The organism is Pirellulales bacterium (assembly GCA_036267355.1).
Lineage (GTDB): Bacteria > Planctomycetota > Planctomycetia > Pirellulales > DATAWG01 > DATAWG01.
In genome coordinates this window covers 71,654-96,087 of record DATAWG010000042.1, presented here as the reverse complement: position 1 = coordinate 96,087, position 24,434 = coordinate 71,654, and the positions used below count along the sequence as shown (strand labels likewise).

The window sequence follows — 24,434 nt, the reverse complement described above, 5'->3', positions numbered from 1 at the left end:
TCACGAACCGCCATAACTGAATCCACCGCTGCCCGTTCCGCCGCTCGCTTGCGGTTTCGCGCTTCGCCCCGTAGCGGTAGCCCGAACCCAACCCTGCCTGCTTTGATCCACCACCCTATTTCCGCCGCTCGATCATGAAATTCCGCCAACACTCGCTGCGAAAAGCCGCAATTCTCGTCGCCAGCCTCGATTCCTCGACGGCCGAGATATTGCTTGCGCAGATGGGCGAACGGCAGGCCCAAGACGTGCGGCATGCAATCTTGCGGCTCAGCGACGTCGATCCCATCGAGCAGAACGAAATCATCGAAGAGTTCTTTCGCATCGGTCCGCTGATCCCCCAAAAATATCCGCCGGGCATTGAATTGGACGACGACTTGGCGCGCCGGCTCGCGTTGCCGAGCATGAATTCAGAGAAGCGCGCCCCTCGTGATTCCGAGCCCGAACGGCCGAGCGACCAGCCACCATTCCGCTTTTTGCGCGAAACGGAATACGAAACACTCACGCCGTTTCTGAAGCGCGAACATCCCCAAACGATTGCCGTCGTGCTATCGCATTTGCCCGCGGATCGTGCCAGCGAATTGCTGGCTGAATTGCCGCCGAACGTGCAAGTCGACGTGATTCGCCGGTTGGTTGACCTCGACGAAGCCGATCCTCGGGTGCTGCGCGAAGTCGAGCGGGGCTTGGAGTCCTGGCTCTCGCAGCAGGTGCAAGATCGACGGCGGCGGGCGGCGGGCCTGGCGGCCGTGTCGGAAATTTTGTCGGCAGCATCGGGAGGCACTCGGCGGAATATTCTCAAAAATCTTTCGCGCCACGATCGCACGCTTGCCGGAAAACTTCGACCAGACCGATTCCTGTTCGCCGACTTGATCCAACTCGACGACGCAGCGCTGGTCGCAGTGCTTCGGGCCGCCGATCCGGAATTCATCGTTTTGGCGTTGGCCGGCGCAAGGGCCGACCTCGTTCAGCGAATCACCCAGCAATTGCCCAGCGAGCAAGGCCGAGCATTGTCGAAGGCGCTGGTGCATCTCGGCCCGACACGGTTAGCCGACGTTGAAGACGCACAGCAAGCGCTCGCCGACCTGGCGGTCGATTTGGACGCCGAAGGACGGATCAGTTTGGGTTTGCGGCGGCGGATTAGCGTAGCAGCTTGACAGGCAGGGACGAGGGACGAGGAACGAATAAAAAAAGATTGACGACCGAAGAACGAATTCTTGATGTCTACGATCATTAAATCCGGCGGTTCGTTGCGGGGTCCGCAGCAGGTTGCGTTCAACCTCGAGGATGTGACGCAGCAGGCTACGAAGTACCTCGACAAGATTCGTGCCCAAGCGGCGCAAATCATTGCCGATGCGCAGCGGCAGGCCGACGCGATCCGTCGCCAGGCAGAAGAAGAAGGACGGCAGGCGGCCATGCGAGCCGCGGAAAAAGTGTTGGACGACAAAGTCGGCAAGCGAATGCAAACGCTCCTGCCGGCCCTGCAGACGGTGGTCAACAATATCGCCGATGCCAAACAGGCATGGCTCGGACAATGGGAGCGGAGCACCGTGCGACTGGCTGCCGCGATTGCGGGCAAAGTTGTCCGTGGCAAAACGCCCGATCTTCCCGAGGTGACATCGAAATTGGTGCGCGAGGCGTTGGAAATGGCGGCGGGCAGCTCGCAAGTGCGGATTCTCTTGAATCCCGACGACCACGAAACATTGCAACCGAATATTGCCCGATTGACGAAAGAACTCGGCCGTATCGGCGGCGCCGAGATTCTTGCCGACTCGCAGATTACTGCCGGTGGCTGCCGGGTTGAAACCTTGCACGGCTCGATCGATCAGCAATTCGAAGCCCAATTATCCCGAATCGAACAAGAACTGACCCGCGCCAACGACGCGTAAGCGATCCATTCTAACCCTGCACCCCTCACCCCCACCCCTTCTCCTGATGCAATCCCTTCTCGCTCAGCTTGATCGCGTCATGCCGACGGCCCTGGTGGGCAGCGTCGTTCGCACCTCGGGCATGACGGCCGCAGTGGCCGATTTTCCGGCCCCGGTCGGCGCGCTCGTGGAGATCGAGCGGCAGACGGGCACACCGCTGCGGGCCGAAGTGATCGGCTTCCGCGACGCGATCACGCTCGTTTATCCCTATAGCGATTTGAACGGCGTGCGCCGCGGCAACCGCGTGCGGCTGCTGGGGACGACGCGATGGCTGCGCGTGGGCGACGGGCTATTGGGACGCGTGGTCGACGCCCATGGCCGGGCGATCGATGGCCGACCGCAGCCGGCCCTCGGCGATCGGACGCCGCGCGAGTGCGCCGCTCCGCCCGCATTCGAGCGGCCGCGCATCGACCAGCCCTTGGGCACCGGGATCCGCGCCCTCGATGGAATGCTCACGTGCGGTCGCGGGCAGCGCATGGGAATCTTCGCCGGATCGGGCGTCGGCAAAAGCGTGCTGCTCGGCATGATGTCGCGCTACACGGCGGCCGACGTGAACGTGATCGCCTTGGTCGGCGAACGTGGCCGCGAGGTGAACGAGTTTCTTGAACGCGATCTCGGATCCGAAGGCTTGGCCCGCAGCGTCGTCGTCGTCGCCACGAGCGACGAACCGGCCCTGTTGCGCGTCCAAGCGGCGCAAACGGCCACGGCCATCGCCGAATATTTCCGCGACGCCGGCCGCGACGTGCTATTGATCATGGATTCGCTCACTCGCTTCGCGATGGCCCAGCGCGAAATCGGTCTCGCCGCCGGCGAACCACCGACGACGCGCGGCTATCCGCCCTCGGTGTTCGGTTTGCTGCCAAAGCTGGTCGAACGCGCCGGCCGGACAACGCGCGGAAGCATCACCGGCTTTTACTCGGTGTTGGTGGAAGGCGACGATCCGCAGGAGCCGATCGCCGACGCGGTGCGCGGGCTGTTGGACGGCCACGTCTGGTTGTCACGCAAGATGGCCGGCCGCGGGCATTATCCGGCCATCGATATCCTGACCAGCTTGAGTCGATTGATGAGCGACATTACGCCGCGGGCACATCAAGACGCGGCCCTCGCGCTGCGCGAACTGCTCGGCGCGCATCGAGACAACGAAGATCTGATTTCGATCGGCGCCTATCGGCGGGGAAGCAACCGTAGCGTCGATTTGTCGATCGATTTGCAGGACGAGATGAATCGATTTCTGCGGCAACGCGTCGAGGAGCCGGTAAAGCTGGCCGACGCCGTGGCAGCGCTTGTGCGGCTGCACAATCGAATGATGCATCCGCCAGGAGCCGCGGGAGTCAGCGCTGCGCCGGCAACGGCGAACGCCGCGCCGGCAGCCGCGACTGGCGGAGGCATTACGCTCTAGGACTGAGGAGAAGAGAAAGAACGTGGCTCGTGTGCCACTGGCAATGTCAGGTGCTGGGCCGAACGGTGTTGCGACGAGACACTGACGGAGCCAGTGGTACACATCGGAACGGCTGAGGCAATCGCAACCAATCTAGTGAGGGCATGGTTCGGCAAGGATGGCGAATTTTCAATTTCGATTGGCGACACTCCTGCGGCTTCGCGAAGCGTGGCGCGATGAACGTCGCGCGCATCTCGCCGACGCGCAGCGTGCGGAGCAATTGATCCTCGAACGAATCGCTACGATCGACGACGAACTGACGGCCGGACGCCGCCAGTATGTCGACGCTGCGCGCGCAAGAAGTGTCGACGTCGATTTATTAACGGACTTGGCGCGATACGAAATGATCCTCAAGGCACAACGCCAATCGGCCGATCAACAGCGGCAGGCGGTCGTCGCCGAGATGCAGAAACGGCGCGCGGCGCTCGTGGCGGCCGACCGCGACGTGCGGGTGTTGGAAAAACTGCGCGACTCGCAGCAACAGCGACACGACGAAGAAGAGGCCCTGAAGGAGTTCAAGCGGCTCGACGAACTGGCGGTCCTTCGGCATGACCGGAAGGAGACGCCGTAATGGGAAAACTAATTTCGACGGGAGGAGCGCTGTTCGTGTACTTGTGCGTGGCCACCGTGCTCACGGCGGCAATCGTATTCGGATACTTGTGGACGCACGGTGTTTTGGACGAGGAGAAACTCGACCGAATGGCGGCAGTCGCCCGGGGGACCGAGCCCGTTGCTCAGGCAGTCGAACAAGTGGCCAAAGCACCACAGGCGGCAGAGCAACCTTCGCTCGATGAAGTCGAACGGCAGCGAGCCATACAAAGCCGACAACTCGAGCTGCGCGAACAAGCGATCGATAGCAACCTCGACCGGGTGCGATTCGAGCAACGCAAACTGACCGACGAACGGGCGCAGTACGAACTCTTGAAAACGGGCTTCGAAAAAGTGCTCGACGAAAGGAGAAACAAAGCGATCGTCGATGGCCGGGAGAACATGCAGTTGATCTGGGAAAACATCAAGCCCAAACAGGCTAAGGAAGAAATCCTGGCCATGATCGATGCTGGAGAGCAAAACGAGGTCGTCGCAATTCTCTCAGGCATTACGATCACCAAGCGGGCCCGGATCATCGGCGAGTTCAAAACCCCAGACGAAGCCAAGAAGCTCGAGGAAATCCTGCGGCTGATCCGCGAGGGAATTCCCGACATAACGTCGATTAATCAAACACAGCAGGAACTGAAGAAGTTCAATCCGCAACAGAAATAGCCTCGAACGAGCCTGATCCGAACGCATGTCTTCTTTTGCCCTCGACAATTCGACTGCTTTCCCACCGCTGGGGCAAACCACGCTCAGCTTGGGTGCAATGTTTGCCGACGGCACGTTCGACGACGCATTGCAACGCGCCTCTCAGCTGGGCTTGAGCTCGCCGTTGTTCGACGCGGCAGGCTCCGATCCGGCGACCGCCGATCCGACGGCCTTTGATCAGACAGCTTTTGACCCGGGCCAAAGCCTCTGGAGCACCAATCCCGCGTTCAACGATTCGCCGACCACGGCGTCGAATGCGTTCGACGATTCGACCACTGCCCAAGACAGCTTTCCCGACGACGCGTCGTATGGCTCGCCGTATAACACGGCCGTGAGCGACTTCACATCGGCCGAGTCGGCTGGCGATACAGGCCCGTCTAACTTTTCGTCGTCGAACGATCTAGCGGCCCACGTCAATTCCTTGCAAACCGAAAATAGTTGGTCGACGGAAGCCGGTGCCGTGCAAAATGCAGATCGAGATTCGAACACAGGCGCCCATCCGGATGAATCCACGCAATCGCAAGGTTCATCGGAGACGCAAGGCAACCCAGCCTCGCCGCCCGCGAGTCCTGTTCAAGCTCCTGCGAGTTCCGCGAATCCGCCGGCCAATCCGACAGGGCAGGGGGGCCAAACCAGCCGTCCATCGCAACCGAAGGATCCATCTGGGCAGTCCGATACCGCCGAAAGCGATGCTGCGACAGAGAGCGGGACGACAGCCGGCACGAATCCGAAAACGGCAACGCCCACTTCTCCCGCACAGTCGCACGCGATCGCTGCCGCCAAGGCTGCCGCCGCTCGGGGCAAGATAAGTGCCGCCGCCATCAATAGCGCCGCGGCGAAGACGGCCACCGCGTCCAATGCGAGCGAGGTCGCTCCGTCCGTGACGAGCTCGGCAGGGAAGGGGACGGGCGCCGAAGCGTCCGGCCAATCCAAGAAAGCTTCGAGCACGATTCATCCTCACAGCGATTCGGACGCAGATGCCGCCACCACCGGCACCGCTGACGTGTTGACGGCTGCTACCACGACAATTGTCGTTGTATCTGCCACTGCCGAGCCGGTTCCGGCGGCCGACGCCAAGCTGCAGAGCGCCGCTGCGACAAATCAACCGGACGGAACCGGCTCGGATACCGAGCCAACTGCAAACGACGCAGCGGACGATGCTCAATCAGTTGCGGATGCCGATGCGACGGTGGCGTCGGGCTTCGCCTCGGGCGACGGCGTATCCACTGACGACGAAGCCGTTTCCGCCTCGTCGCGATCCGCGTCCAGCGGCTCACGTTCCGCAAAACAATCTCCGGCGGAAAACTCTTCGTCGGCCGCGGATGACAATATCGCGGGAGTGGCGATCGAAGCTGCTTCGGTTGGCGCCGCGATGGCGGCAGGCGCCGCGGGCGCGGTGCTTGCCGCGGCCGCATCGGGCGGCACGAACGGCGCCGGCGACGTGGCGGCCAAGGCCGGTACCGCACCAGCCGCCTCGGCGACAACCTCCGCGCCCGGAACAGTTGCTAACCCCGCCGCGAGCGGTGCGAATGCCGCCGGAACTCCAACTGCGGCAAACACGGGCCGGGCAGCGGCGTCGTCGGCCTCAAATGCCGCCAGTTCCGGAGGCGCCTCGAACGGCGGCGAAGTAGATCGGGTGCGATTCGTGCAGCGCGTTGCAAAGGCATTTCAAGCTGCCGACGACGAAGGGGGAATGATTCGGCTTCGCCTCAGCCCACCGCAACTCGGTTCGATGAAACTGGAAATCACGATGAGCGGCGGAGCGATGACGGCGCATGTCGAGACCGAAACCGCTGCCGCCCGCAACATGTTGCTCGACAATCTGCCCGCTTTGCGCCAGCGCCTTGCGGATCAAAATATCAAAATCGATCACTTCGATGTGGACCTGAAAGATCAGTCCGGCGGCGGGACTGCATCCGGTTCGGGTTTTGCCAATTCGCAGAACCAATCGCCAATCTATGTGCCACGAACCAATTCGACTACCGCGACCAGCCAAGCGGCAACTCCAAGTTCCGATACTTCCAGTTTGCTCGGCGGCAGCGGGCAACTAAACGTCGTCGTTTGAACGAACCTTGCTTCCGAATCGAAGGAACGAGCTATGTCTACCGGTAGTGTCGGTTCCACCAACTCGTCCGGTCTGGATGCTTCGACCACCGCCGCCTTGAACACGCTGGGGACGGTCAACACGAGCCAATTTCTCCAAATGATGTTGGCGGAAATGCAGAATCAGGATCCCATGAATCCGATGTCGAACACCGACCTGATGACACAGATCGGTGATATGCAGCAAATTTCCGCTAGCAACCAGTTGACAACCACGTTGCAAGCAATGCAGGTCGGCCAGGCACTGTCGAACGCGACCGCAATGATCGGCGCAACGATTGCCGGCACCGATTCCAATGGCAATGCCGCGTCGGGAGTCGTCAGTCAGGTGAGTATTTCCGACGGCACACCCTCGCTGCAAGTGGGAACGCAAACCGTTCCGTTGGCGAACGTCACGGGCGTGTTGTCGACGAGCAACAATGCGGCGGCGGCATCCACGTTGGCCGCCGTGGAGCAGGCATTGTCGAGCGGCGGCACGGCCGCCGCCAACGCGGCGAACGTGGTGAACAACGCCGCGAGCGCCGCCGCGGCAGCCACGGGAGGCAGTTCGTAGCTTGGTCGATTGCCGATGGGATCGAGAAGATAGCGATCCGTACTCGGCGCTTGGCGGAGCCGGGCGTCGAAGACGATTAAAAAAGAACAACGTCGTGCCTTCCGGTGGAACCGGCAGGTGTGGCGGCAACTTGCCAGTCAAAGGACGCGATCATGGGTTTAGCATCCGCACTCAGCACCGCGCTTACGGGATTGAACGCGGCGGAAACGTCGATCAACGTGATCGGCAACAATCTCGCCAACTCGAGCACGATCGGCTACAAGGCCTCGTCGCCCGTGTTCGCAACGCAATTCGCTCAAACGACCAGTTTGGGGTCGGCTCCCTCGGGCGACTCCGGCGGTACCAACCCAAGCCAGATCGGTTTGGGCGTGCAGGTGGCGGAAATCACTCCGAATTTCTCTCAGGGTACGTTGCAAACGAGTTCCAGCCCCTCGGACATGGCCGTCCAGGGCGATGGCTTCTTCATGGTTCAAGGAAACGCAGGCCAAACGCTCTACACCCGCGACGGCGAATTTCAAACCAATTCGGAAAACCAATTGGTCACCGCGTCGGGCGATTCGCTATTGGGCTACGGCGTCGACGACGATTTCAATCTGAATACGACGCAACTTGTGCCGCTCACGATTCCGCTGGGAACCTCAACCGTCGCCCAGGCGACGCAGAATGTCGCCCTCGAAGGCGACCTTCCACCAACCGGGGCAGTGGCCAACCAGGCTCAAATCGTTCAAAGCGCGGTGCTCGGCGATTCGAGCTATGCCACACCGCCGGCGGGCGCTACGGCCGCGATCGCCGTCGGACCGCAAACCGCCCCGACGACCGCCGTTGATACGTCAAACGTCGGTTCGCTACAAGCGGGCACGTACAGCTACCAGGCGGTTTACGTGACCGCCGACGGCACGCAGAGCGACCCGATCAGCTTCAGTGTCACTGTGCCCTCTGGCGACTCGAACGTGAGCGTCGATCTCAGCAATATCCCGACCGACAGTACCGGCAAATACGTCGGAGTGGACATTTATCGCACCACGAATCAGAGCGCAAGCGGTGCGACACCCGCCTACTATCTCGACGCGAGTCTGACCAACGCTCAGGCCGCCGCCGGCTATACCGACACCACGAGCGACGCGACGCTGCAAACCGCCGCCCAATTCTCCAACTCGACCATCTCCGGCAACTACAGCTACTATGTCACCTTCGTCAAGGCGGGCTTGCCGGAGAGTGCGCCTTCGCCGTTGATCGGGCCTTTGAACGTGTCGAACGACCAGGTCGTTTTATCCGACTTGCCCACGCCGACCGGCCAATATGCCGGCGGCGAAGTGCGAATCTACCGCAACACGGCCGCGGATCCGTCGTCGTTCTACGCCGTGGCGACTGTTCCATCCGGCACTTCATACGTCGACGATACGTCCGATACGACCATTACGAATTCTTCCTCTTCCGGCTATGAACAGCTCGACTTCAACGGACCTCCCGTCACGACGAACACGCTGCTGACGCAGGTGCAGGAATACAACGGCACGGGCTATGTCCAGCCGTTTTCGGTTGGCACGCTCACCTACACCGGAAATGTCGGCGGCACGACGCTCAGCGCTGCCAAGCTTCAAATCACCAGCACGACGACGGTGCAGGACCTCGTCAATTTCCTCAGTCAGGCCAGCGGCATCCAGCCCGCAAGCGCCGATCCGATGAACCCGATTCCGGGCGACATTTCCGGGGCTGCCCAAGGGGGCCTTGTGCTTGGAGACGGACAGATTCAAATCGTCAGCAACAACGGCACCGCCAATGCCGTCTCCATCCCTCTCACGGCGTTTCAAATGACGCCCGCCAGCGGCGCCGCCACGACGGATCCCGATTTGAATTTCGAAACAACGCAATCGGCCGTCGGCCAATCGGTCAGTACGAACTTCATTGCCTACGACTCGCTGGGTATCCCGGTGAACGTCAACATCACGATGGCGCTGCAAAATGTCGACGGCAATAGCACGACGTATCGCTGGTTTGCATCGTCGCCCGACAACGAACCCACCAGCGGCAATAGCACCGCCGTCGGCACGGGGCTCGTCACATTCGACGGCAATGGCAACGTGGAATCGGTCACGAACGACACCGTGTCGATCCAGCGGACCAACGTGGCTTCGCAGTCGCTGCAGTTCAACCTCAATTTTGGACAAGTGTCGGGCCTTTCGACCACGGCGCCGACGCTGTCGGTCACCAATCAAGACGGCTCCGCGCCGGGAACGCTCACCAGCTACAACATCGGCTCCGATGGCGGCATCCAAGGCGTGTATAGCAATGGCGTGACGCGCACGTTGGGGCAGATCCAACTGGCCAATTTTACGAACCCCGACGGCTTGATCCAAGAAGGGGCCAACACGTTTTCCTCCGGTGTCAACTCCGGGCTGCCCGTGCAAGGAACGCCCGGCACGCAAGGCATCGGAACCGTCGTCTCCGGCAGTTTGGAGGAGTCGAACACCGATATCGGCACCAGTCTTGTGAGCTTGATCCTTGCCTCGACTTCGTACCAGGGTAATGCCCAGGTGGTGACGACCACGAATCAATTGTTCAACGACCTGATGCAGCTGACGCGGTAGAGCCCCTAGCCAGGCGATTAAACCGGATGCGACTCCTGGCTTGCGCAGCAGTGAGCGTTCCCGCGGGACGTTCTTTCGTCACGTCAGAAGCGGGGACCGCCCAGGCATCGCAATCGTTACCATCGTTATGCTTGGAGCGCGGTGGCCGCGAGTGCGGCGATATTTTTAGTGATCGATTTGGCCACTCGATCACGCCGCCCATTGAATCGCCCCCTTGGCCGCCAAGGGCTTTTTTTGTGGCCTAAAATTTCGGGGAGCGGATCGGCGATTTGTGGCGTGCCGGTGGCAACGCCCAACGATGAACGATGAATAGCGATTCGATCCCAATGAGCGCGCCCTGGGTGGATCCTTCGCCGCTCGAGCGGCGATCCGAATTCCAGCGAACCGAAGATGATCAAACTGACCCGCCTCGACGGCGAAAAATTCGTCCTCAATGCCGACTTGATTCGCTATGTCGAAGCCCATCACGATACGTTCATCACTCTCATCAGCGGCGACCATGTCGTCGTGCAAGAAACGATGGACGAAGTGCTCGAACGGGCGATCGAATACCAACGCGCCAAACACATGGTTCCTGAATTAGGGTGAGGAATTAGGGAATAGGGTTAGGGCACGTGCAAGCGTCGATCACCCATGCTCTCAATGCCAATCCTTCTTCGCAACCTTCACCTCTTATCCTCACCCTGACCCCTTACCCTAACCCGTAGCATGGACATCGCCACCGTCGCCGGATTGCTGATGGCCTTCTGCATGATGGCGGGTTCGCTCGTCGTGATGGGCATGGAAGGGAAGGGAAGCGTCAACTATGCCTCGTTTATCGATCCGCCGGCCATCATGATGGTCATCGGCGGTGGCATCGGCGTGGGGCTCGTCGGCTTCCCGCTGCGCAATGTGCTGGGCTTGCCGAAAGTGTTGATGAAAGTGTTTTTCCACAAGCCGGAGAACCTCAATCATCTGATCGAACAACTAGTTGGCCTCTCGGAGGTTGCTCGCCGCGACGGCCTGCTCGCCCTGGAAAGCAAGGCCGCGCAGATTGAAGATCCATTCGTCGCCTTGGGCATTCAAATGGCCGTTGACGGCACCCGCCCGGAAGTGATTCAAGAAGTGATGCGCACCGAAATCTCGTCGATGTCGACCCGGCATCGCGAACAAAAACGGATCCTCGAATTGATCGGCCGGTGCGGCCCGGCGTTCGGCATGATTGCCACACTGCTTGGCTTGGTGCTCATGCTCGGCAATCTGTCGGATCCGGATTCGATCGGCCCGTCGATGGCCGTGGCCCTGATCGGCACGCTCTATGGGGCACTGATGGCGAATCTGGTGTGCATTCCGTTTACCGAGAAACTGGCCTTGAGGAGCCATGAGGAGGCGCTGGCAAAGGAAATCGTCCTCCGCGGTATCATGGCCATCCAATCGGGCGACAATCCGCGAACCGTGCAGCAAAAACTCAACACCTACCTTCCTCCAAAGCTACGCCCCGGCGCTCAAGAAGCCGCCTAGCCGCCGGGCGTCGGTCAGACTTTCGAGCCTGACGGCAACCCACCGCGGCCAGAACCGGCCAATCGAGTCGCGCCAAATTCCGATGGCTTCAACCCATGCTCGAGCCTGAAGAAGCCCATGCCGAAGGCGCTCCGGAATGGATGGTGTCGTATGCCGACATGATCACCATCCTGATGTCGTTCTTTGTCGTCATGTTTTCGATGGCGGGGGCCAAAAACGCCAAGAAGGAAGATCCGGTGATGATGTCGTTGCGCCGGCAGTTCGGGCGCTACGTCGGCGCGCCCGCGACGAACATGCTGGTGCCGACGTCGGCTTTATCGCCGAAAGCCAACGGTCAAAAAGCCGACCCGCACGCGACCAAAACCCTCGGTTTGATCGGCGACCATACGCATGTCGCCACTATTCGTTCGGGGGATCAGAAGACCATCGGTGGGATCATTTATTTCAAAGGCCGCACGCTCGATCTTTCCGATGAGCAACGCGACCAATTGCAGGAGGAGGCTCGAGAGCTGGCGGGCAAGCCGCAGAAGATCGAGATTCGCGGCCATACGAAAAATCGCCCTTTTCCGCCCGACGGCAAAATCAACGACAACTGGGATCTGGCCTATCAGCGCTGCCACCGGGTGATGGATTATCTCGTGCTGCTGGGAATCGACCCGGCACGGTTTCGCATCGGCGTTTCAGCCCAGTTCGAACCGGTGTACGTCGGCCGCGATCCGACCGAACTCGATAAAAACAGCCGGGTTGAAATCTTCATGCTGAACGAATTCACCGAGGACTTGCGGGGCCTTTCCAGCGGCGGCAAGTGAACTCGTTCCCGCTCGGCGGGCGCATCCGTCCGTAAATCTGGGCTACAGTTGAGTAGCAGTTGGCCACCGGTGCGCCATCGCTCAATGTTGCGGTCGTTTTTTGGCGGCCGGTCGACCAGCGTCAGCCAAACCGCGGTCGCCCCAACAGAAGATTCCAATACGAAAGAGAAACGCTATGGCTGAATCCGCCACTTCAAATGCCGCCGGGGCCGAGGCCGGCGGCAAAAAGCTTTCCAAGGGCAAGATTATCGGCTTCGTCGGCGGGATCGTGCTGCTGCAGTGCGTGCTGGCTTGGCTCTATTTGCCCGGCTCCGCCGCCAAGGCCGAGGCCAAGAAAGAGGCAGCCGCGCACGCCGACGACAAAGATAAAGACAAGGACAGCGATCCTACGGCCACCGATGGCCACGGCGAAAATCGCGAGGTCGATCTTGGCAAATTCAGCCTGACAGCCTTCGACCCCAATTCGAATACGACGCTGCTCATCGATTTTCACCTCTATGGCACCGTTGCTGTCGATGCTAGCGACAAAGCGCCAAAAGATGCAGGCGAGAAGGAACATGCCAAAGGCGGCAAGCCGGGCGAAGTAGGCGACGACGACAATAGTACTTTCGGAAAACTCTTCAAGAAAGACCAGCACCGCTTTCGCGACCAAGTCATCGTCATCATCCGCAACGCCACGATGGCCGATCTGGCCGATCCCAGTTTGGGATTGATCAAAAGACAGATTTTGGCGAAAACCAACTCGCTGCTGGGCGAGCCGCTGGTGAAGGAAATCGTTTTCAGCGACTTCGCCGTCGTACAGCAGTGATGTTGGGCAGCAATGACGTTGTACAACACTGAGGTTGTGCAAGCGTGAAGCTGTGCCGCAATGGGCCATGCCACGGCGCTGTGTGATCGTCGCGCGGACCTCGTGTTCCGCGGCGGGGTTGGTTAGCGTCGATCCGAGCGCCGGCAGCTGGCTGTAATTCGTGCGGCAGAGGAAAGGATTCCGATGGCCGAGGGTTCTGAAGCTTCCAAGCAAGACGTCGTCGAGCAGTTGCTGCGCGAAGCGAAGAGTGGCGTAGCGCCGACAACGCCAAACCCATCGAGCGCGGCAGCAAAGCCGGCGCAACCGGGCAGTTCGGTTCTGCGCCAAGATGAGATCGAGGCGCTGCTGAATCAGAATGCCGCCTCGCAACCGGCGCGGCCGCCGGCCGTGCCCGCTGCCGCGCCGCCAGCCGCTGCGCATCCGCTTCGGCCAGCGCGACCCGCCAGCCCGGCGTCGCAAAGCGGTGATTCCGGTCCGGGACGGATCGCGCAAGGCGATATCGACTTCTTACTCAGCCAAGCCGAGCAGGCGTTGGCCTCAGTGCAAAATCCTCCACGCGACACAGCCGGCGACAGCGCGCTGCCGTTTCGTCTGACCGATTTCAGCGGCGCCGCGCCGACCGCGGAGAGCGCGACCCTCGATTTGATCCGCGATGTCGATCTCGATCTGCGCATCGAACTCGGCCGCACGCACATGCATCTGGAAGACGTGCTCAAGCTGGGCAAAGGGGCCGTGGTGCCATTGGATAAACTGGCCGGCGATCCCGTGGATATTTATGCCAACGGGCGGTTGATTGCCCGCGGCGAGGTTTTGATCCTCAACGACAATTTTTGTGTGCGCGTGGCCGAACTGGTGGTCGGCGACGCGGCGCCGGCGAGTTAGTCCGGCCAGCGAATTGGGCCCGGCCGTCGGCCAAGGATGAGGCAGGGCAGGGGAGCGATCGACAAGCATGGATGCAAGGCGTCGAGAAAAACCGTTCGCAAGAGTAGCAGGTACCCTCGGTGTGCCGTCGGCGGCTGGCGTTGCGCAATGCTCCGCGGAGCGCCACGCCACACGGAGTATGCGTGCTGCGTATCCGAGCCATTTCACTCGCCATTGCAGGCATGCCACCGCACTGTTTGTATTGGCCCTCGTCATGTCGGCTTCGAATGCCTTCGCAGCGCCGCTCAGCATCTCCGATGATAGCGCAGTTCGACAGGCCACGTATCAATCCGCGGCGACGCCCACCCGTCCCAGCCTGCCTCCGACTCCGCAGATCGATCCGCTGCCGCTCGGGCCTGGCAGCGGCGACTTTGCCAATTCCACGAATACCAACGGCGGACACCGTGGCATTCCGGCGATGCCGAGTTCAGCTCCGGCGATCGTGAGCATGTTCGGCAGCCTAGCGGTGGTGATCGGGTTGTTCCTTGGGCTGGTGTGGCTGTTGAAACGCGGATCGCCAAAATCAGTCCGTCTGCTGTCGAAAGATGTCGTCGAATTGCTGGGCCGCGCGCCACTGGCTGGACGGCAGCAAATGCACGTGATCCGTTTCGGCAATCGGCTTCTGCTTGTGGCGGTTTCGCCGGATGGGGCGAAAACGCTGGCCGAAATCAGCGATGCGGCGGAGGTCGATCGGCTCGCCGGGCTGTGCCAACAGACGCAAGCAAATTCGGCTACGCAAGCATTTCGCCAAATTTTCGGCCAACTGGCCGAACTGCGCCGGCCAAACCAATTGGATCCGGGGCCGAAGGACCGCGATATCGACCGATTTGCAGACACACCCGCCAATGCCGCGGCACGTCCGGCGATCGGAATCCGGCCGCTCGCCGGCTCGCTGAACGTGGAGGACGACGATGTTTGACCGCCGAAAAACTCCGCCGAGAAAATCTCGCCAACCCGCCGAGGTCACGAGCGCACCGAAACGCCGAAAAACGGCGGCGAAGTTGCGCTGCTGGACGGTCGTCGCACTAGTGGCTCTTAGCACGGCCGCCTCTTCTCGGCCACTCGCGGCACAGCAGCAGCAAGCAAATTCCGGCGCGAAAATCGAGTTGCCAGCCGGCCTGGCCGGCGGACCCGAGCAATGGACGAGCCCCGAGGGGCTTAGCTCCACGCTCCAAATCATGCTATTGCTGACCGTGATCAGTCTCGCGCCGTCGGTGCTCTTGATGACGACTTGCTTCGTGCGGATTCTGGTCGTGTTCGGCCTATTGCGGCAAGCGCTTGGCACGCAGCAATTGCCGCCGAGCCAAGTGCTCACGTCGATCAGCCTGTTTCTTACGCTGATGGTCATGATGCCGGTCTGGAAGCAAGTGTACGATAATTCGGTGCTGCCCTACACGCAGCGTCGCATCGGCCTGGAGCAAGCCTGGAAGCAAGGCATACAGCCAGTGCGGCGATTCATGTCGCAACAAATTCAGCGTACCGGCAACGAAGGCGATATCCGCATGTTTTTCCAATACATGCCGGCCGGCACGCCCGAGTGGACGGATTACAACGACGTTCCGCTTCAAGCTCTTTTGCCTGCGTACATGCTCAGTGAATTGAAGACGGCGTTCTTGATTGGCTTCCAGATTTACTTGCCGTTTCTGATTCTCGACATCGTCGTCGCCAGCATCACGATATCGATGGGCATGATGATGCTGCCGCCGGTTTTAATTTCGTTGCCGTTCAAACTGTTGCTCTTTGTGCTGGTTGACGGCTGGCATCTGGTCGTCGACATGCTGCTAAAAAGCTTCCAGCCCTTTACGTAGCTGCGATGAGCGAGGGCAAACGCGCGAAACCGCAAGCGAGCGGCCATCTCAATCGGGATTGAATCTCGCTTGTGGTTTCGCGCGTCCACAAGTTTCGTCATTCGGATTTCGTCATTCGGCATCGAACCATGCATTCACCCGAAGCGGTTGATTTCGTCATCGAACTCACGCGGCAGGCGATCCTGACCACGCTCTGGATTTGCGCGCCGGTGTTGGTGGCGGGCATGATCGTCGGGATTTTGATCGGGCTCGCGCAAGCTGTCACTCAGATTCAAGAGCAGGCCGTGTCGTTCGTGCCCAAGCTGTTGGTAATGGTGTTGGTGCTCAGCCTGACATTGCCGTGGCTGATCAACCAGATGGTGCAGTATTCGCACGATTTGATCGCCAATATCCCAAACAATTTGTGAGCGGTTCGAGCATCGCTGCCATGCTCGCGGTCTGGCGTGGGCATGTTTTGCGGCTACATATGCCCAGGCAGAACCGTGGGCATCGCGTCCTGGAACTGTTGCCGTGGAACTGGTTGGCGATCTCACGATGCCTTGGCTCGAATCCATCTCGATAACTTGGGTGCTGCTGTTCACGTTCGTGTTGGCGCGGATCGGCGGTCTGATAATGACGGTGCCGGTGTTTACCGGCACCGAAGTGCCGATCCAAGTGCGCGGCTTGCTGGCGGTCGCCATGACGCTCGTGCTGACGCCCACGCAATGGGGCGTCCGGATTCCGGCGCCGGGCGGCGTTGTCGATTATGTAATCCTCATGGCCGGGGAGGTGCTGATCGGCATGATTCTCGGGCTGGGGATTGTGATTCTGCTGTCGGGAATGCAAGTGGCAGGGCAGGTGATCGCACAGATGAGTGGAATGGCGCTGGCCGAAGTTCTCGCACCGGGGAGCGACGACCAAGTGCCGCTATTTTCGGGCATGCTGAACATGACGGCGACGGCCGTGTTCGTCGTGATCGGCGGACATCGTGCGTTGATCGACGGTTTGTTGCACTCGTTCACCACGATGCCGATAGGGCAGGGGGGCGGCAGCGCTTCGATGGCCCAAGCGGCGCTCAATTTGTTGAGCGGCAGTTTCTTTCTCGCCGTGCGTGCCGCGGCGCCGGCAATGATTGCGCTGCTCTTGGCGACGCTGGTGCTCGGCCTGATCGGCCGCACGCTGCCGCAATTGAACATCCTGGTGCTCGGCTTCGGCATCAATTGCCTGGTGGTGCTGAGCACCTTGTCGGTTTCGATTGGCGCGGTCGCGATTCTCGTTTCCGACTATTTTCAGCCCGCCCTGCAATCGCTGCTCGAAGCGATCAGCCGCCACTGAAAAGCGATGCCGTACGTCGAATGACGAAGTCAGCCAACTGCTTCGTACTCGCCCCTCGCCCCTCGCCCCTCGCCCCTAAACTGCTGTGGAACAAAGCGGCGAAAAGACACAGGACGCGACTCCGCATCGCAGGCAGCAGGCCCGTGAGGAAGGTCGCGTTGCGCAAAGCCAGGATTTGGCCGCCGCGATTATCCTGCTCATCGGCCTCTCGACCCTGATGATGATGGGCTCGCGCTTGGCCGAATTCATGGCGAATTTGACGCAGCAACAACTCGGCGCCGGAGCGTGGCTATCCACCGACGCGAGCGTTTTCTGTCACCAAGCGCGCGATATCATGGCCAGCTTGGGCACCGCAATAATTCCACTCTTCGCGGTGGTTTGGCTGGCAGCGGTCGCGGCACATCTGGTGCAGATCGGATTCGTGCTGGCGCCGAACCAAGCGGCGCCCGACTTGATGCGGCTCGATCCTTTGCAGGGCTTGCAACGGTTGTTTTCGCTTTCCAGCCTCGTGCGGCTCGGGATGGGGATCGTCAAGATTGCGATCGTGACGGCCGTCGCGTTTTGGGTGTTATACGGGAGGCAGAAAGAAATCTTCGCCGCCGCAGCCCTGGACGTTCCGCAGATTGCCAAGTTATTGATCAGCATCGTCATGTGGACGGCGATCAAGATCGCTGCGGCGCTGGTGATTCTTGCCCTGCTGGACTATCTCTACCAACGGCTCAAATTTGAGCAAGACCTGCGGATGACGCGCGACGAAGTGCGCGAGGAAATGCGCAACCTGCAAGGCGATCCACAGATTATTTCCCGCCGACGTGCCGTGCAGCGGCAATTGGTGCTTAATCGACTGAACAAGACGGTTCCCAAAGCCGACGTGGTCATCACGAACCCGACCGAGCTGGCCGTCGCGATCCAATACGATTCGGCGACGATGAACGCCCCGATCTTGGTGGCCAAGGGAGCGGGATTGCTGGCGGCGCGCATTCGCAAGCTGGCCTTGGAAAGCGGAGTGCCGATCGTCGAACGCAAGCCGCTGGCGCAGGCGATCTACAAAGATGTGGATCTCAATCGACCGATTCCCGATACCATGTACGCCGCGGTGGCCGAGGTGCTGGCGTATGTCTATCAGCTCAAAGGCAAACCACTTCCGAAACCCGGGTGACGGTCGGCACGGCCGATGTTAGCCCGATGCGCAAGCGAGGGACCGTCTGGCGGCACCCCCCTCGCTAGCGCTTCGGGCTAGCATCCAACACCGGTGGCGCCGCGGGCGGCTCGCAATCGTAGCCGTATTGCCGCATGAAAGGGCCCCAGCGGCGAGAAATCTCGGCCCGACGCTCTGCGGGAATTTGGTGGCGGTTTGGCTTGTAGTCCTTTTGCGATTGCATATGTGCTTCGATTTTCGGCCGAGCGCGATCGAAGTCGCCGAGCCCCAAATGCTCGTAAATACTCTGCATTTGCGCCACTGGATCGCGAACCAGATCTTCGTATCGCAGCTCGCAAAAGTTCTCCGGCCGGATGCGATTCTTCTGTTCGGAAAAGGCGCGGTACATCCGCTCAAAACTGCCGTAAACATATTCCCGCAAGTCGTCGTACCGCGGGCTTTGCAAGGCTTGCAGATCGGTGAGCGACGGCCAGAGCTTCATCGTCGAACTGAACACCGCATACGGATCGCGCACGATGTGGACGAACCTCGCACTGGGAAACATCTCGCTCAGCAAGCCGACGCGAGCCGTATGCGGCGGCGATTTCAGCACGATCGGCTTGTTGCTGCGTACCGTGATTGTTTGCAAAAACCGCTCGAGCGCGGCCTTCCAGAGCGCAACTTCTTCAGGCGAAACGCCTGCCAAGTCGAGAAATCGATCGGACGACATGTCATTCGGAAACGCCATCCGCTCATACGGCGAACCGACGCCCAGATTGCAGAGCGCGAATTCGTCTTCCTGCGGATGATTCCAACCGGTCGCCATGTTGTCCATCGGGCGGCGCGACGGAAGGAGAAAATTGAAAAACCGGGTGACAAACCAGGCAGTCGTCAGCGATTGCCGCGGAGCGATGCATTCATAGGTAGTGGGATACGTGAAGCGATCGTCTTGCACCATCAATTCGTGCAGCAACGTCGTACCGGTGCGCCAATGGCCGACGATGAAAATCGGGGGCTGGATCGTCGTCGAGGCGATCCGACGACCGTAAATGGCTTGCTGGGCGACGGCAGCCAGCGAATTGCCGAGGGAAATCGGAGTTACGCCGGCGACGATGTGCAGCGCCGTCGGACTGACAGCAAAGCGGTGGCGCAGAAGGAACTTCATCCAGGTGCCGAACGTCATGCCGTGCCAGAATCGGGGCGCCAGCGTTTGCAGCATCCGGGCCATGGCCTTCGACGCGCGCGAGGGGCTCGCCCCCGGGTTTGCCGAGACTGCCGGCAACGAATTTCCTGATGCACTGTTCATGGGGCCACGATCACCAGACGGGCAACGATGGAAGCACCAACTTATAATCGGGTCGGGGGCAGCAAGGCAATCGAAGAAATCCCGAGGCAACTCAAATCCATAGTAGCATCCAGCAATTCGGCCGTGTGGGAGCGTGCGAAACCGCCCTGGACACTCCCTCGCCTTTCGATTAACTTCTGCCCCTCTTCCAAGGCCGTTCGGCCGTTGCTTGATTCATCGTTTTCGCTCGTCGCGGTTCGCTCGTCTCACGATTTCCGGAGTTGCGATGGCAGCCACTGCCGCAGTTCGCCCCAGCGCGTCTGCATCGATCGGCCAACTCACGAGCTTGATCTTCCCCGTGGGGATCATTGCCAGTGTGCTGGTGATCATGGTGCCGATGCCGGCTGCGCTGCTGGACGTGATGCTAGCCGCCAATATCACGTTGGCCGTGATCGTGCTGTTGACGACGATTTATATCCGCACACCGCTGGAATTCAGCATTTTCCCCTCGCTGTTGCTGGCCACGACGCTGGCCCGGCTTGTGCTCAACGTCGCGACCACTCGGCTCGTGCTCACCCGCGCTGGCGTGGATGGCCTGCTGGCGGCCGGTCACGTCGTGCTGGCGTTCGGCGAGTTCGTGGCCGGCAACGAACTGGTCGTCGGCGTCGTGATCTTCGTCATCGTGATCATCATTCAATTTTTGGTGATCACCAAAGGCGCCACGCGGATCAGCGAAGTGGCCGCGCGATTCGCCTTGGATGGCATGCCGGGCCGGCAAATGGCGATCGACGCCGATCTGAATGCCGGCGTGATCGATGAGCATGAAGCCCAGCGTCGCCGCCAGGAAATCACTCGGCAGGCCGACTTTTTCGGAGCAATGGATGGTGCCAGCAAGTTCGTCCGCGGCGACGCCATCGCCGGTATTCTCATCACGCTGATCAACATCGTCGGCGGATTGGTGATCGGCATGGTCGAGTTGGGAATGTCGCCCGGTAAAGCAGCGTCGGTCTTCACGAAGCTGACGATTGGCGACGGTCTGGTGAGCCAAGTTCCGGCGTTTTTGATCTCGCTGGCCGCCGGCTTGCTGGTGACGCGTAGCAGTTACGAATCCAATTTGCCGGTCGAATTCATGCGGCAATTGTTTTCCCGGCCGCAAGCGCTGGCCGTCACCGGGGCGTTTCTGGGCGTGCTGATTTTCACCAATCTGCCGGCCATTCCGCTGCTGTTGATCGGTGGCGCCTGCTTGGGAATGGCGACGATCATGGCCCGGCAGAAGAAAGAAGAGACGGCCGCCGCCGCCACGAAAGCCAAGGCCGCCAAGAAACCCGCGGAAGAGCGGATCGAAGATTATCTCACCACCGACCCGATGGAAATCGAACTCGGCGTCGGCCTGATCCGATTGGCCGATCCGAAACGAGGCGGCGACCTGCTCGAACGGATTCAACGTGTGCGGCAGAACATCGCCTCGGAGATGGGCATCCTCATGCCCAAGGTTCGCATCCGCGACAATTTGCGCCTCGAAACCAGTCAATACCGCATCAAAATCGCCGACATGCCGGTGGTGGCGGCAAATGTCGAACCGGCAAAACTAATGGCGATGGATTCGGGCCTGGCTCGCGGCAAAGTCCGCGGCATCGACACTCGCGAACCGGCGTTCAACACGCCGGCCGTGTGGATCGATCCGGCCCAACGCGATCAAGCCGAGATGTTCGGCTACACGGTGGTCGAACCAGCCAGTGTGCTGGCAACGCATCTCACCGAAACCGTCCGCCGCCATGCCGACGAACTACTCAACCGCGACGCCACCAAACATCTCATCGACGAATTGAAGCGCAACCAGCCGACCACGGTCGATGAATTAATCCCCGGCCAGATGAAGCTGGCCGAGGTGCAGCGTGTGCTGCAAGGCCTGCTTCGCGAGCAGGTGCCGATCCGTCAGTTGGCGGCGATCTTGGAAACGCTCGGCGACTACGCCCCGCGGACGAAAGATCCGATCCTGCTCACGGAATATGTACGCCACCGCCTGGCCCGCACGATTTGCACCCGCTACCGCGACAAGCAGAATCGGCTGCATGTCGTTTCGCTGGATCCGGCATTGGAAGACCGCATCAAGGCGGGCATCGAACACAGCGAGCGCGGGTTGTTTGTTCGCATGTCGCCGCAGGCGATCGAAGTCACATGCCGGCTGATTTCCGCAGAGATCGACAAGTTGATTCGGGGCAACCACCAGCCGATCGTGCTGGTGAGCCCGCAGATTCGACCCGGCCTGAAGCAACTCACCTCGGCGGCCCTGCCGCGCCTGGTGGTGCTCAGCTTCAACGAAATCACCCGCGACACGCAAATCGAATCGGTCGGCCTGGTGGTAGATTCGAAGTAAAGAGGTAAACGCGCGAAACCGTAAGCGAGCTACAGGTTCAAACGGGCGCCGACCATCCACTTGCGATTTCGCGCGTCACCAATCCCTCACCCTAACCCCTCACCCTAGCAACATGGATGTTCGAACCTATCGCGCCCGTTCGATGCAAGAAGCATTGGACATGGTGCGCCGCGAACTGGGCCCCGAAGCATCGGTTCTGCAAACGCGGGATGTGCGCTCCAGCGGATTGTTTCGCCTGATGCCCGCCATGCGTCGCGTGGAAGTGACGGCCTCGGCGAGCGTCAACGTGCCCAGCCGGCTGCCTCGCCGCGCTCGTGGCGGGCTCGACCTTTCGCAAGCCACGGGACTGGATTTGAGTGCTACGCCGGAACTCGCTTTGCCGCCGGCGCCCGAAGAGCCGCAATCTCGTAATGCGTTCCGCGATGAATTAAAGGGCCGGCTCACCGATTTGCATTCGATGGTCGAAGATCTCTGCCGGCGCTCGCAACGGTTGGCTCCGAGCGAGCTGCCGGGTTCGCTGTTCACGGTGTTCACGGATCTGATCGAGGCAGGGCTCGGAGAAGATTTGGCCCGCGAATTGGTCGGCCGAGTGCAAGCCGGCGCACCGAGCAGCGAATTGGCCGACGCGGCGGTGGTCAAAGAACGCTTGGCGCGGATGGTCGAAGACGAATTGGACGTTTCCGGTCCGCTCGATGTGCAGCCGGGCAAGCGGCGGCTTGTGGCGCTGGTCGGCCCTACCGGAGTCGGCAAAACGACAACGATCGCGAAGCTCGCGGCGACGTTTCGATTGCGCGAAAAACGCAAAGTCGGCCTGATCACAGTTGACACCTACCGAATCGCCGCCGTCGAGCAATTGCGCACCTACGCCGACATCATCGATTTGCCGATGGCCGTCGTCTCGACGCCGCGCGAAATGCGCGAAGCCGTCGCAGGCATGAGTCAACTCGACCTGATTCTGATGGACACGGCCGGCCGCAGCCCGCGCGACGATCTCAAGATTCAAGAGTTGAAAGCGATGCTGGCCGAGGCCGAGGCCGACGAGGTGCATTTAGTGCTCAGCAGCGTTGCCGGAGCGACGACACTGGCGCGCACGGCCGAACAATTCGCCGCCGTCGGCGCCACGGGACTGATGCTTACGAAGCTCGACGAGGTGGCCAATCTCGGACATGTGCTGCCGCTGGTGCGCTCCAGCCGGTTGCCGCTGAGCTACGTCACCGACGGGCAAAACGTGCCAGACGACATCCGGCCGGCGGACAAGCGTCACTTGGCCCGCCTGATTTTAGGACTTCAGTGAATGCTTGCACGCCAACGATCACCGGCGGCAAGCGCCACGCCGCTCACGGATACATCGGTGTGAGCGGCAAGGCTTTAGCTGCCGGTCACCAGCCGTCTTCGCTTTATCATCAATAAAAACGCGACAGGGCCCTGGTGTGCGGTCTTGGGCAGAGCATGTGACGAGGAATGATGTCATGCGAGATCAAGCAGACGAATTGCGGCAATTGGTTCGCCAACGGCTCGCCGAACACTCCGAGCCGATTGATGATCGATCCGCGGCTCGTGCGCCCACATCGTCAATCGGCGACGCACACTGGCAGAGCCAGTGGCACACGGAGGAGCACCAGTGGCATGCGAACGGCAGAACTTCGGCAGGATTTCGAAAGATCGTTGTCTCGGCGGGGAAGGGGGGGGTGGGCGCGACGACCGTGGCTGTGAATCTTGCCATTTCGCTGGCCGCAGCGGGCTGCCGCACGATCCTCGTCGACGCCGATTTGAGCGGCGCCGATGCCACGTTGCTTTGCGGATTGGAATCGTCCGAGTCGATCGGTGATGTGTTATCCGGCCGGCGCACGATGCACGAAATTTTGCAGACCGGACCGGGCGGGATTCAAGTGGTTCCTGGAATCTGGTCCCCCTCGACCGTACCCGATTGTTCGCCGTCGGGCCAACAGCGTTTGCGGCGACAATTGGATCAGCTTGGCCGCCATGCCGACTGGGTGATTCTCGACGCCGGTAGTGGATTGAATCATGTCGTGCGGCGGTTTTGGCAGATGGCCGACGAAGTGCTCCTTGTTACCACGGGCGAGGCCGCGGCAATCATGGACACCTACGCGGCAATCAAATTGTTCCTCGGTGAATTGCCGCGAGCGGCGGTTCAGACCGCGGTAAATCAATCGCACAGCGAGGCCGAGTCGGCGGCAGTGCATGTCCGGCTTGAAGCTGCCGCGCGGCGATTTCTGGGAATGACGTTGACGCATGCCGGCAGCGTCCCATGGGATGCGGCCGTCGCACTTGCCGCTACGGAAGGCAAGCCGTTGGCTTACGGCCATGCATCCGCGCCGGCTGCCAAAGCTATCGAGCGCATCGCCGAGCGATTGCTGGCGGCTCGGAATGCGGCAACACGACACGCGGTAAGGGAATTTGTCGTGGACTAGGAAGCTGGCTGCCACACTGGCTTGTGGCCGACCAATAAGAGAAAGGAGCCAAAAACTCAAACAAACACAACCGATCGGCTCAATTCGCTAACCACGAAAGCCGATAACAAGACGGACCAGCGGCGCGCAACAGGCCGTT

The 24,434-nt window shown here is 60.7% G+C and carries 22 protein-coding genes; 21 read left to right on the top strand and 1 reads right to left on the bottom strand.

Annotated elements, in window-relative coordinates; all coding sequences use genetic code 11:
• Positions 1 to 134: 134 nt before the first annotated feature.
• The 18 genes from VHX65_07255 to flhB all read left to right on the top strand — a co-directional run bounded on the left by VHX65_07255 (position 135) and on the right by flhB (position 18,222).
• Entirely contained in the window at positions 135 to 1,151 is a 1,017-nt protein-coding gene (locus VHX65_07255) for a FliG C-terminal domain-containing protein (protein HEX3998328.1), read from the top strand.
• A gap of 63 nt (positions 1,152 to 1,214) precedes the next feature.
• Positions 1,215 to 1,883, top strand: a complete 669-nt coding sequence (locus VHX65_07250) for a FliH/SctL family protein (protein HEX3998327.1) — start codon at positions 1,215 to 1,217, stop codon at positions 1,881 to 1,883.
• Between the two features lie 46 nt (positions 1,884 to 1,929).
• Positions 1,930 to 3,321, top strand: coding sequence for a FliI/YscN family ATPase (locus VHX65_07245; GenBank protein ID HEX3998326.1), 1,392 nt, complete (start codon positions 1,930 to 1,932; stop codon positions 3,319 to 3,321).
• Between the two features lie 157 nt (positions 3,322 to 3,478).
• Positions 3,479 to 3,931, top strand: coding sequence for a flagellar export protein FliJ (gene fliJ, locus VHX65_07240; GenBank protein HEX3998325.1), 453 nt, complete (start codon positions 3,479 to 3,481; stop codon positions 3,929 to 3,931).
• Complete coding sequence (locus tag VHX65_07235; GenBank protein HEX3998324.1) at positions 3,931 to 4,620, top strand: hypothetical protein; 690 nt, start codon at positions 3,931 to 3,933, stop codon at positions 4,618 to 4,620. The genes fliJ and VHX65_07235 overlap by 1 nt, the downstream gene beginning before the upstream one ends.
• A gap of 25 nt (positions 4,621 to 4,645) precedes the next feature.
• The gene (locus VHX65_07230; protein ID HEX3998323.1) at positions 4,646 to 6,724 is read left to right on the top strand and encodes a flagellar hook-length control protein FliK; all 2,079 of its coding nucleotides are present in this window, start codon (positions 4,646 to 4,648) and stop codon (positions 6,722 to 6,724) included.
• A gap of 33 nt (positions 6,725 to 6,757) precedes the next feature.
• Complete coding sequence (locus VHX65_07225; protein ID HEX3998322.1) at positions 6,758 to 7,315, top strand: flagellar hook capping FlgD N-terminal domain-containing protein; 558 nt, start codon at positions 6,758 to 6,760, stop codon at positions 7,313 to 7,315.
• Positions 7,316 to 7,467: 152 nt separating this feature from the next.
• The gene (locus VHX65_07220) at positions 7,468 to 9,903 is read left to right on the top strand and encodes a flagellar hook-basal body complex protein (GenBank protein HEX3998321.1); all 2,436 of its coding nucleotides are present in this window, start codon (positions 7,468 to 7,470) and stop codon (positions 9,901 to 9,903) included.
• 390 nt (positions 9,904 to 10,293) lie between these two features.
• Positions 10,294 to 10,491, top strand: coding sequence for a flagellar FlbD family protein (locus VHX65_07215; protein ID HEX3998320.1), 198 nt, complete (start codon positions 10,294 to 10,296; stop codon positions 10,489 to 10,491).
• Between the two features lie 120 nt (positions 10,492 to 10,611).
• Complete coding sequence (locus VHX65_07210) at positions 10,612 to 11,403, top strand: MotA/TolQ/ExbB proton channel family protein (protein ID HEX3998319.1); 792 nt, start codon at positions 10,612 to 10,614, stop codon at positions 11,401 to 11,403.
• Between the two features lie 95 nt (positions 11,404 to 11,498).
• Complete coding sequence (locus VHX65_07205) at positions 11,499 to 12,212, top strand: flagellar motor protein MotB (GenBank protein HEX3998318.1); 714 nt, start codon at positions 11,499 to 11,501, stop codon at positions 12,210 to 12,212.
• Between the two features lie 175 nt (positions 12,213 to 12,387).
• Positions 12,388 to 13,020 (top strand): flagellar basal body-associated FliL family protein, encoded by a 633-nt coding sequence (locus tag VHX65_07200; GenBank protein HEX3998317.1) that lies wholly within the window; start codon positions 12,388 to 12,390, stop codon positions 13,018 to 13,020.
• A 183-nt stretch (positions 13,021 to 13,203) separates the two neighbouring features.
• Entirely contained in the window at positions 13,204 to 13,902 is a 699-nt protein-coding gene (gene fliN / locus VHX65_07195) for a flagellar motor switch protein FliN (protein ID HEX3998316.1), read from the top strand.
• 253 nt (positions 13,903 to 14,155) lie between these two features.
• Positions 14,156 to 14,860, top strand: a complete 705-nt coding sequence (locus VHX65_07190; protein ID HEX3998315.1) for a flagellar biosynthetic protein FliO — start codon at positions 14,156 to 14,158, stop codon at positions 14,858 to 14,860.
• Positions 14,853 to 15,749 (top strand): flagellar type III secretion system pore protein FliP, encoded by an 897-nt coding sequence (gene fliP / locus VHX65_07185; GenBank protein ID HEX3998314.1) that lies wholly within the window; start codon positions 14,853 to 14,855, stop codon positions 15,747 to 15,749. The genes VHX65_07190 and fliP overlap by 8 nt, the downstream gene beginning before the upstream one ends.
• Before the next feature lie 128 nt (positions 15,750 to 15,877).
• Positions 15,878 to 16,156, top strand: coding sequence for a flagellar biosynthesis protein FliQ (fliQ, locus tag VHX65_07180; protein ID HEX3998313.1), 279 nt, complete (start codon positions 15,878 to 15,880; stop codon positions 16,154 to 16,156).
• 103 nt (positions 16,157 to 16,259) lie between these two features.
• Positions 16,260 to 17,063 (top strand): flagellar biosynthetic protein FliR, encoded by an 804-nt coding sequence (gene fliR / locus VHX65_07175; protein HEX3998312.1) that lies wholly within the window; start codon positions 16,260 to 16,262, stop codon positions 17,061 to 17,063.
• 85 nt (positions 17,064 to 17,148) lie between these two features.
• Positions 17,149 to 18,222 (top strand): flagellar biosynthesis protein FlhB, encoded by a 1,074-nt coding sequence (gene flhB, locus VHX65_07170; protein HEX3998311.1) that lies wholly within the window; start codon positions 17,149 to 17,151, stop codon positions 18,220 to 18,222.
• Positions 18,223 to 18,286: 64 nt separating this feature from the next.
• On the opposite strand, the gene VHX65_07165 is transcribed toward flhB, so the two are convergent.
• Entirely contained in the window at positions 18,287 to 19,507 is a 1,221-nt protein-coding gene (locus tag VHX65_07165; protein HEX3998310.1) for a sulfotransferase, read from the bottom strand.
• 265 nt (positions 19,508 to 19,772) lie between these two features.
• Between VHX65_07165 and flhA the strand changes: the two genes are divergently transcribed.
• The 3 genes from flhA (at position 19,773) to VHX65_07150 (ending at position 24,295) form a co-directional block, all read left to right on the top strand.
• Positions 19,773 to 21,863: a flagellar biosynthesis protein FlhA gene (gene flhA, locus VHX65_07160; protein HEX3998309.1), complete on the top strand. Its 2,091-nt coding sequence runs from the start codon at positions 19,773 to 19,775 to the stop codon at positions 21,861 to 21,863.
• 112 nt (positions 21,864 to 21,975) lie between these two features.
• Positions 21,976 to 23,157: a flagellar biosynthesis protein FlhF gene (flhF, locus tag VHX65_07155; GenBank protein HEX3998308.1), complete on the top strand. Its 1,182-nt coding sequence runs from the start codon at positions 21,976 to 21,978 to the stop codon at positions 23,155 to 23,157.
• Positions 23,158 to 23,332: 175 nt separating this feature from the next.
• Complete coding sequence (locus VHX65_07150) at positions 23,333 to 24,295, top strand: P-loop NTPase (protein HEX3998307.1); 963 nt, start codon at positions 23,333 to 23,335, stop codon at positions 24,293 to 24,295.
• Positions 24,296 to 24,434 lie beyond the last annotated feature (139 nt).

What these genes read in the sequence shown, in the direction of transcription:
- VHX65_07220 (HEX3998321.1), top strand. Translation starts at nt 7,468, where the DNA reads ATGGGTTTAGCATCCGCACTCAGCACCGCGCTTACGGGATTGAACGCG.
- VHX65_07245 (HEX3998326.1), top strand. Translation starts at nt 1,930, where the DNA reads ATGCAATCCCTTCTCGCTCAGCTTGATCGCGTCATGCCGACGGCCCTG.
- VHX65_07250 (HEX3998327.1), top strand. Translation starts at nt 1,215, where the DNA reads ATGTCTACGATCATTAAATCCGGCGGTTCGTTGCGGGGTCCGCAGCAG.
- fliQ (HEX3998313.1), top strand. Translation starts at nt 15,878, where the DNA reads ATGCATTCACCCGAAGCGGTTGATTTCGTCATCGAACTCACGCGGCAG.
- VHX65_07225 (HEX3998322.1), top strand. Translation starts at nt 6,758, where the DNA reads ATGTCTACCGGTAGTGTCGGTTCCACCAACTCGTCCGGTCTGGATGCT.
- flhF (HEX3998308.1), top strand. Translation starts at nt 21,976, where the DNA reads ATGGATGTTCGAACCTATCGCGCCCGTTCGATGCAAGAAGCATTGGAC.
- fliP (HEX3998314.1), top strand. Translation starts at nt 14,853, where the DNA reads ATGTTTGACCGCCGAAAAACTCCGCCGAGAAAATCTCGCCAACCCGCC.
- VHX65_07205 (HEX3998318.1), top strand. Translation starts at nt 11,499, where the DNA reads ATGCTCGAGCCTGAAGAAGCCCATGCCGAAGGCGCTCCGGAATGGATG.
- VHX65_07190 (HEX3998315.1), top strand. Translation starts at nt 14,156, where the DNA reads ATGTCGGCTTCGAATGCCTTCGCAGCGCCGCTCAGCATCTCCGATGAT.
- VHX65_07255 (HEX3998328.1), top strand. Translation starts at nt 135, where the DNA reads ATGAAATTCCGCCAACACTCGCTGCGAAAAGCCGCAATTCTCGTCGCC.
- VHX65_07165 (HEX3998310.1), bottom strand. Translation starts at nt 19,507, where the DNA reads ATGAACAGTGCATCAGGAAATTCGTTGCCGGCAGTCTCGGCAAACCCG.
- VHX65_07230 (HEX3998323.1), top strand. Translation starts at nt 4,646, where the DNA reads ATGTCTTCTTTTGCCCTCGACAATTCGACTGCTTTCCCACCGCTGGGG.
- flhA (HEX3998309.1), top strand. Translation starts at nt 19,773, where the DNA reads ATGGCAGCCACTGCCGCAGTTCGCCCCAGCGCGTCTGCATCGATCGGC.
- VHX65_07150 (HEX3998307.1), top strand. Translation starts at nt 23,333, where the DNA reads ATGCGAGATCAAGCAGACGAATTGCGGCAATTGGTTCGCCAACGGCTC.
- VHX65_07210 (HEX3998319.1), top strand. Translation starts at nt 10,612, where the DNA reads ATGGACATCGCCACCGTCGCCGGATTGCTGATGGCCTTCTGCATGATG.
- VHX65_07235 (HEX3998324.1), top strand. Translation starts at nt 3,931, where the DNA reads ATGGGAAAACTAATTTCGACGGGAGGAGCGCTGTTCGTGTACTTGTGC.
- VHX65_07200 (HEX3998317.1), top strand. Translation starts at nt 12,388, where the DNA reads ATGGCTGAATCCGCCACTTCAAATGCCGCCGGGGCCGAGGCCGGCGGC.
- fliJ (HEX3998325.1), top strand. Translation starts at nt 3,479, where the DNA reads ATGGCGAATTTTCAATTTCGATTGGCGACACTCCTGCGGCTTCGCGAA.
- fliN (HEX3998316.1), top strand. Translation starts at nt 13,204, where the DNA reads ATGGCCGAGGGTTCTGAAGCTTCCAAGCAAGACGTCGTCGAGCAGTTG.
- VHX65_07215 (HEX3998320.1), top strand. Translation starts at nt 10,294, where the DNA reads ATGATCAAACTGACCCGCCTCGACGGCGAAAAATTCGTCCTCAATGCC.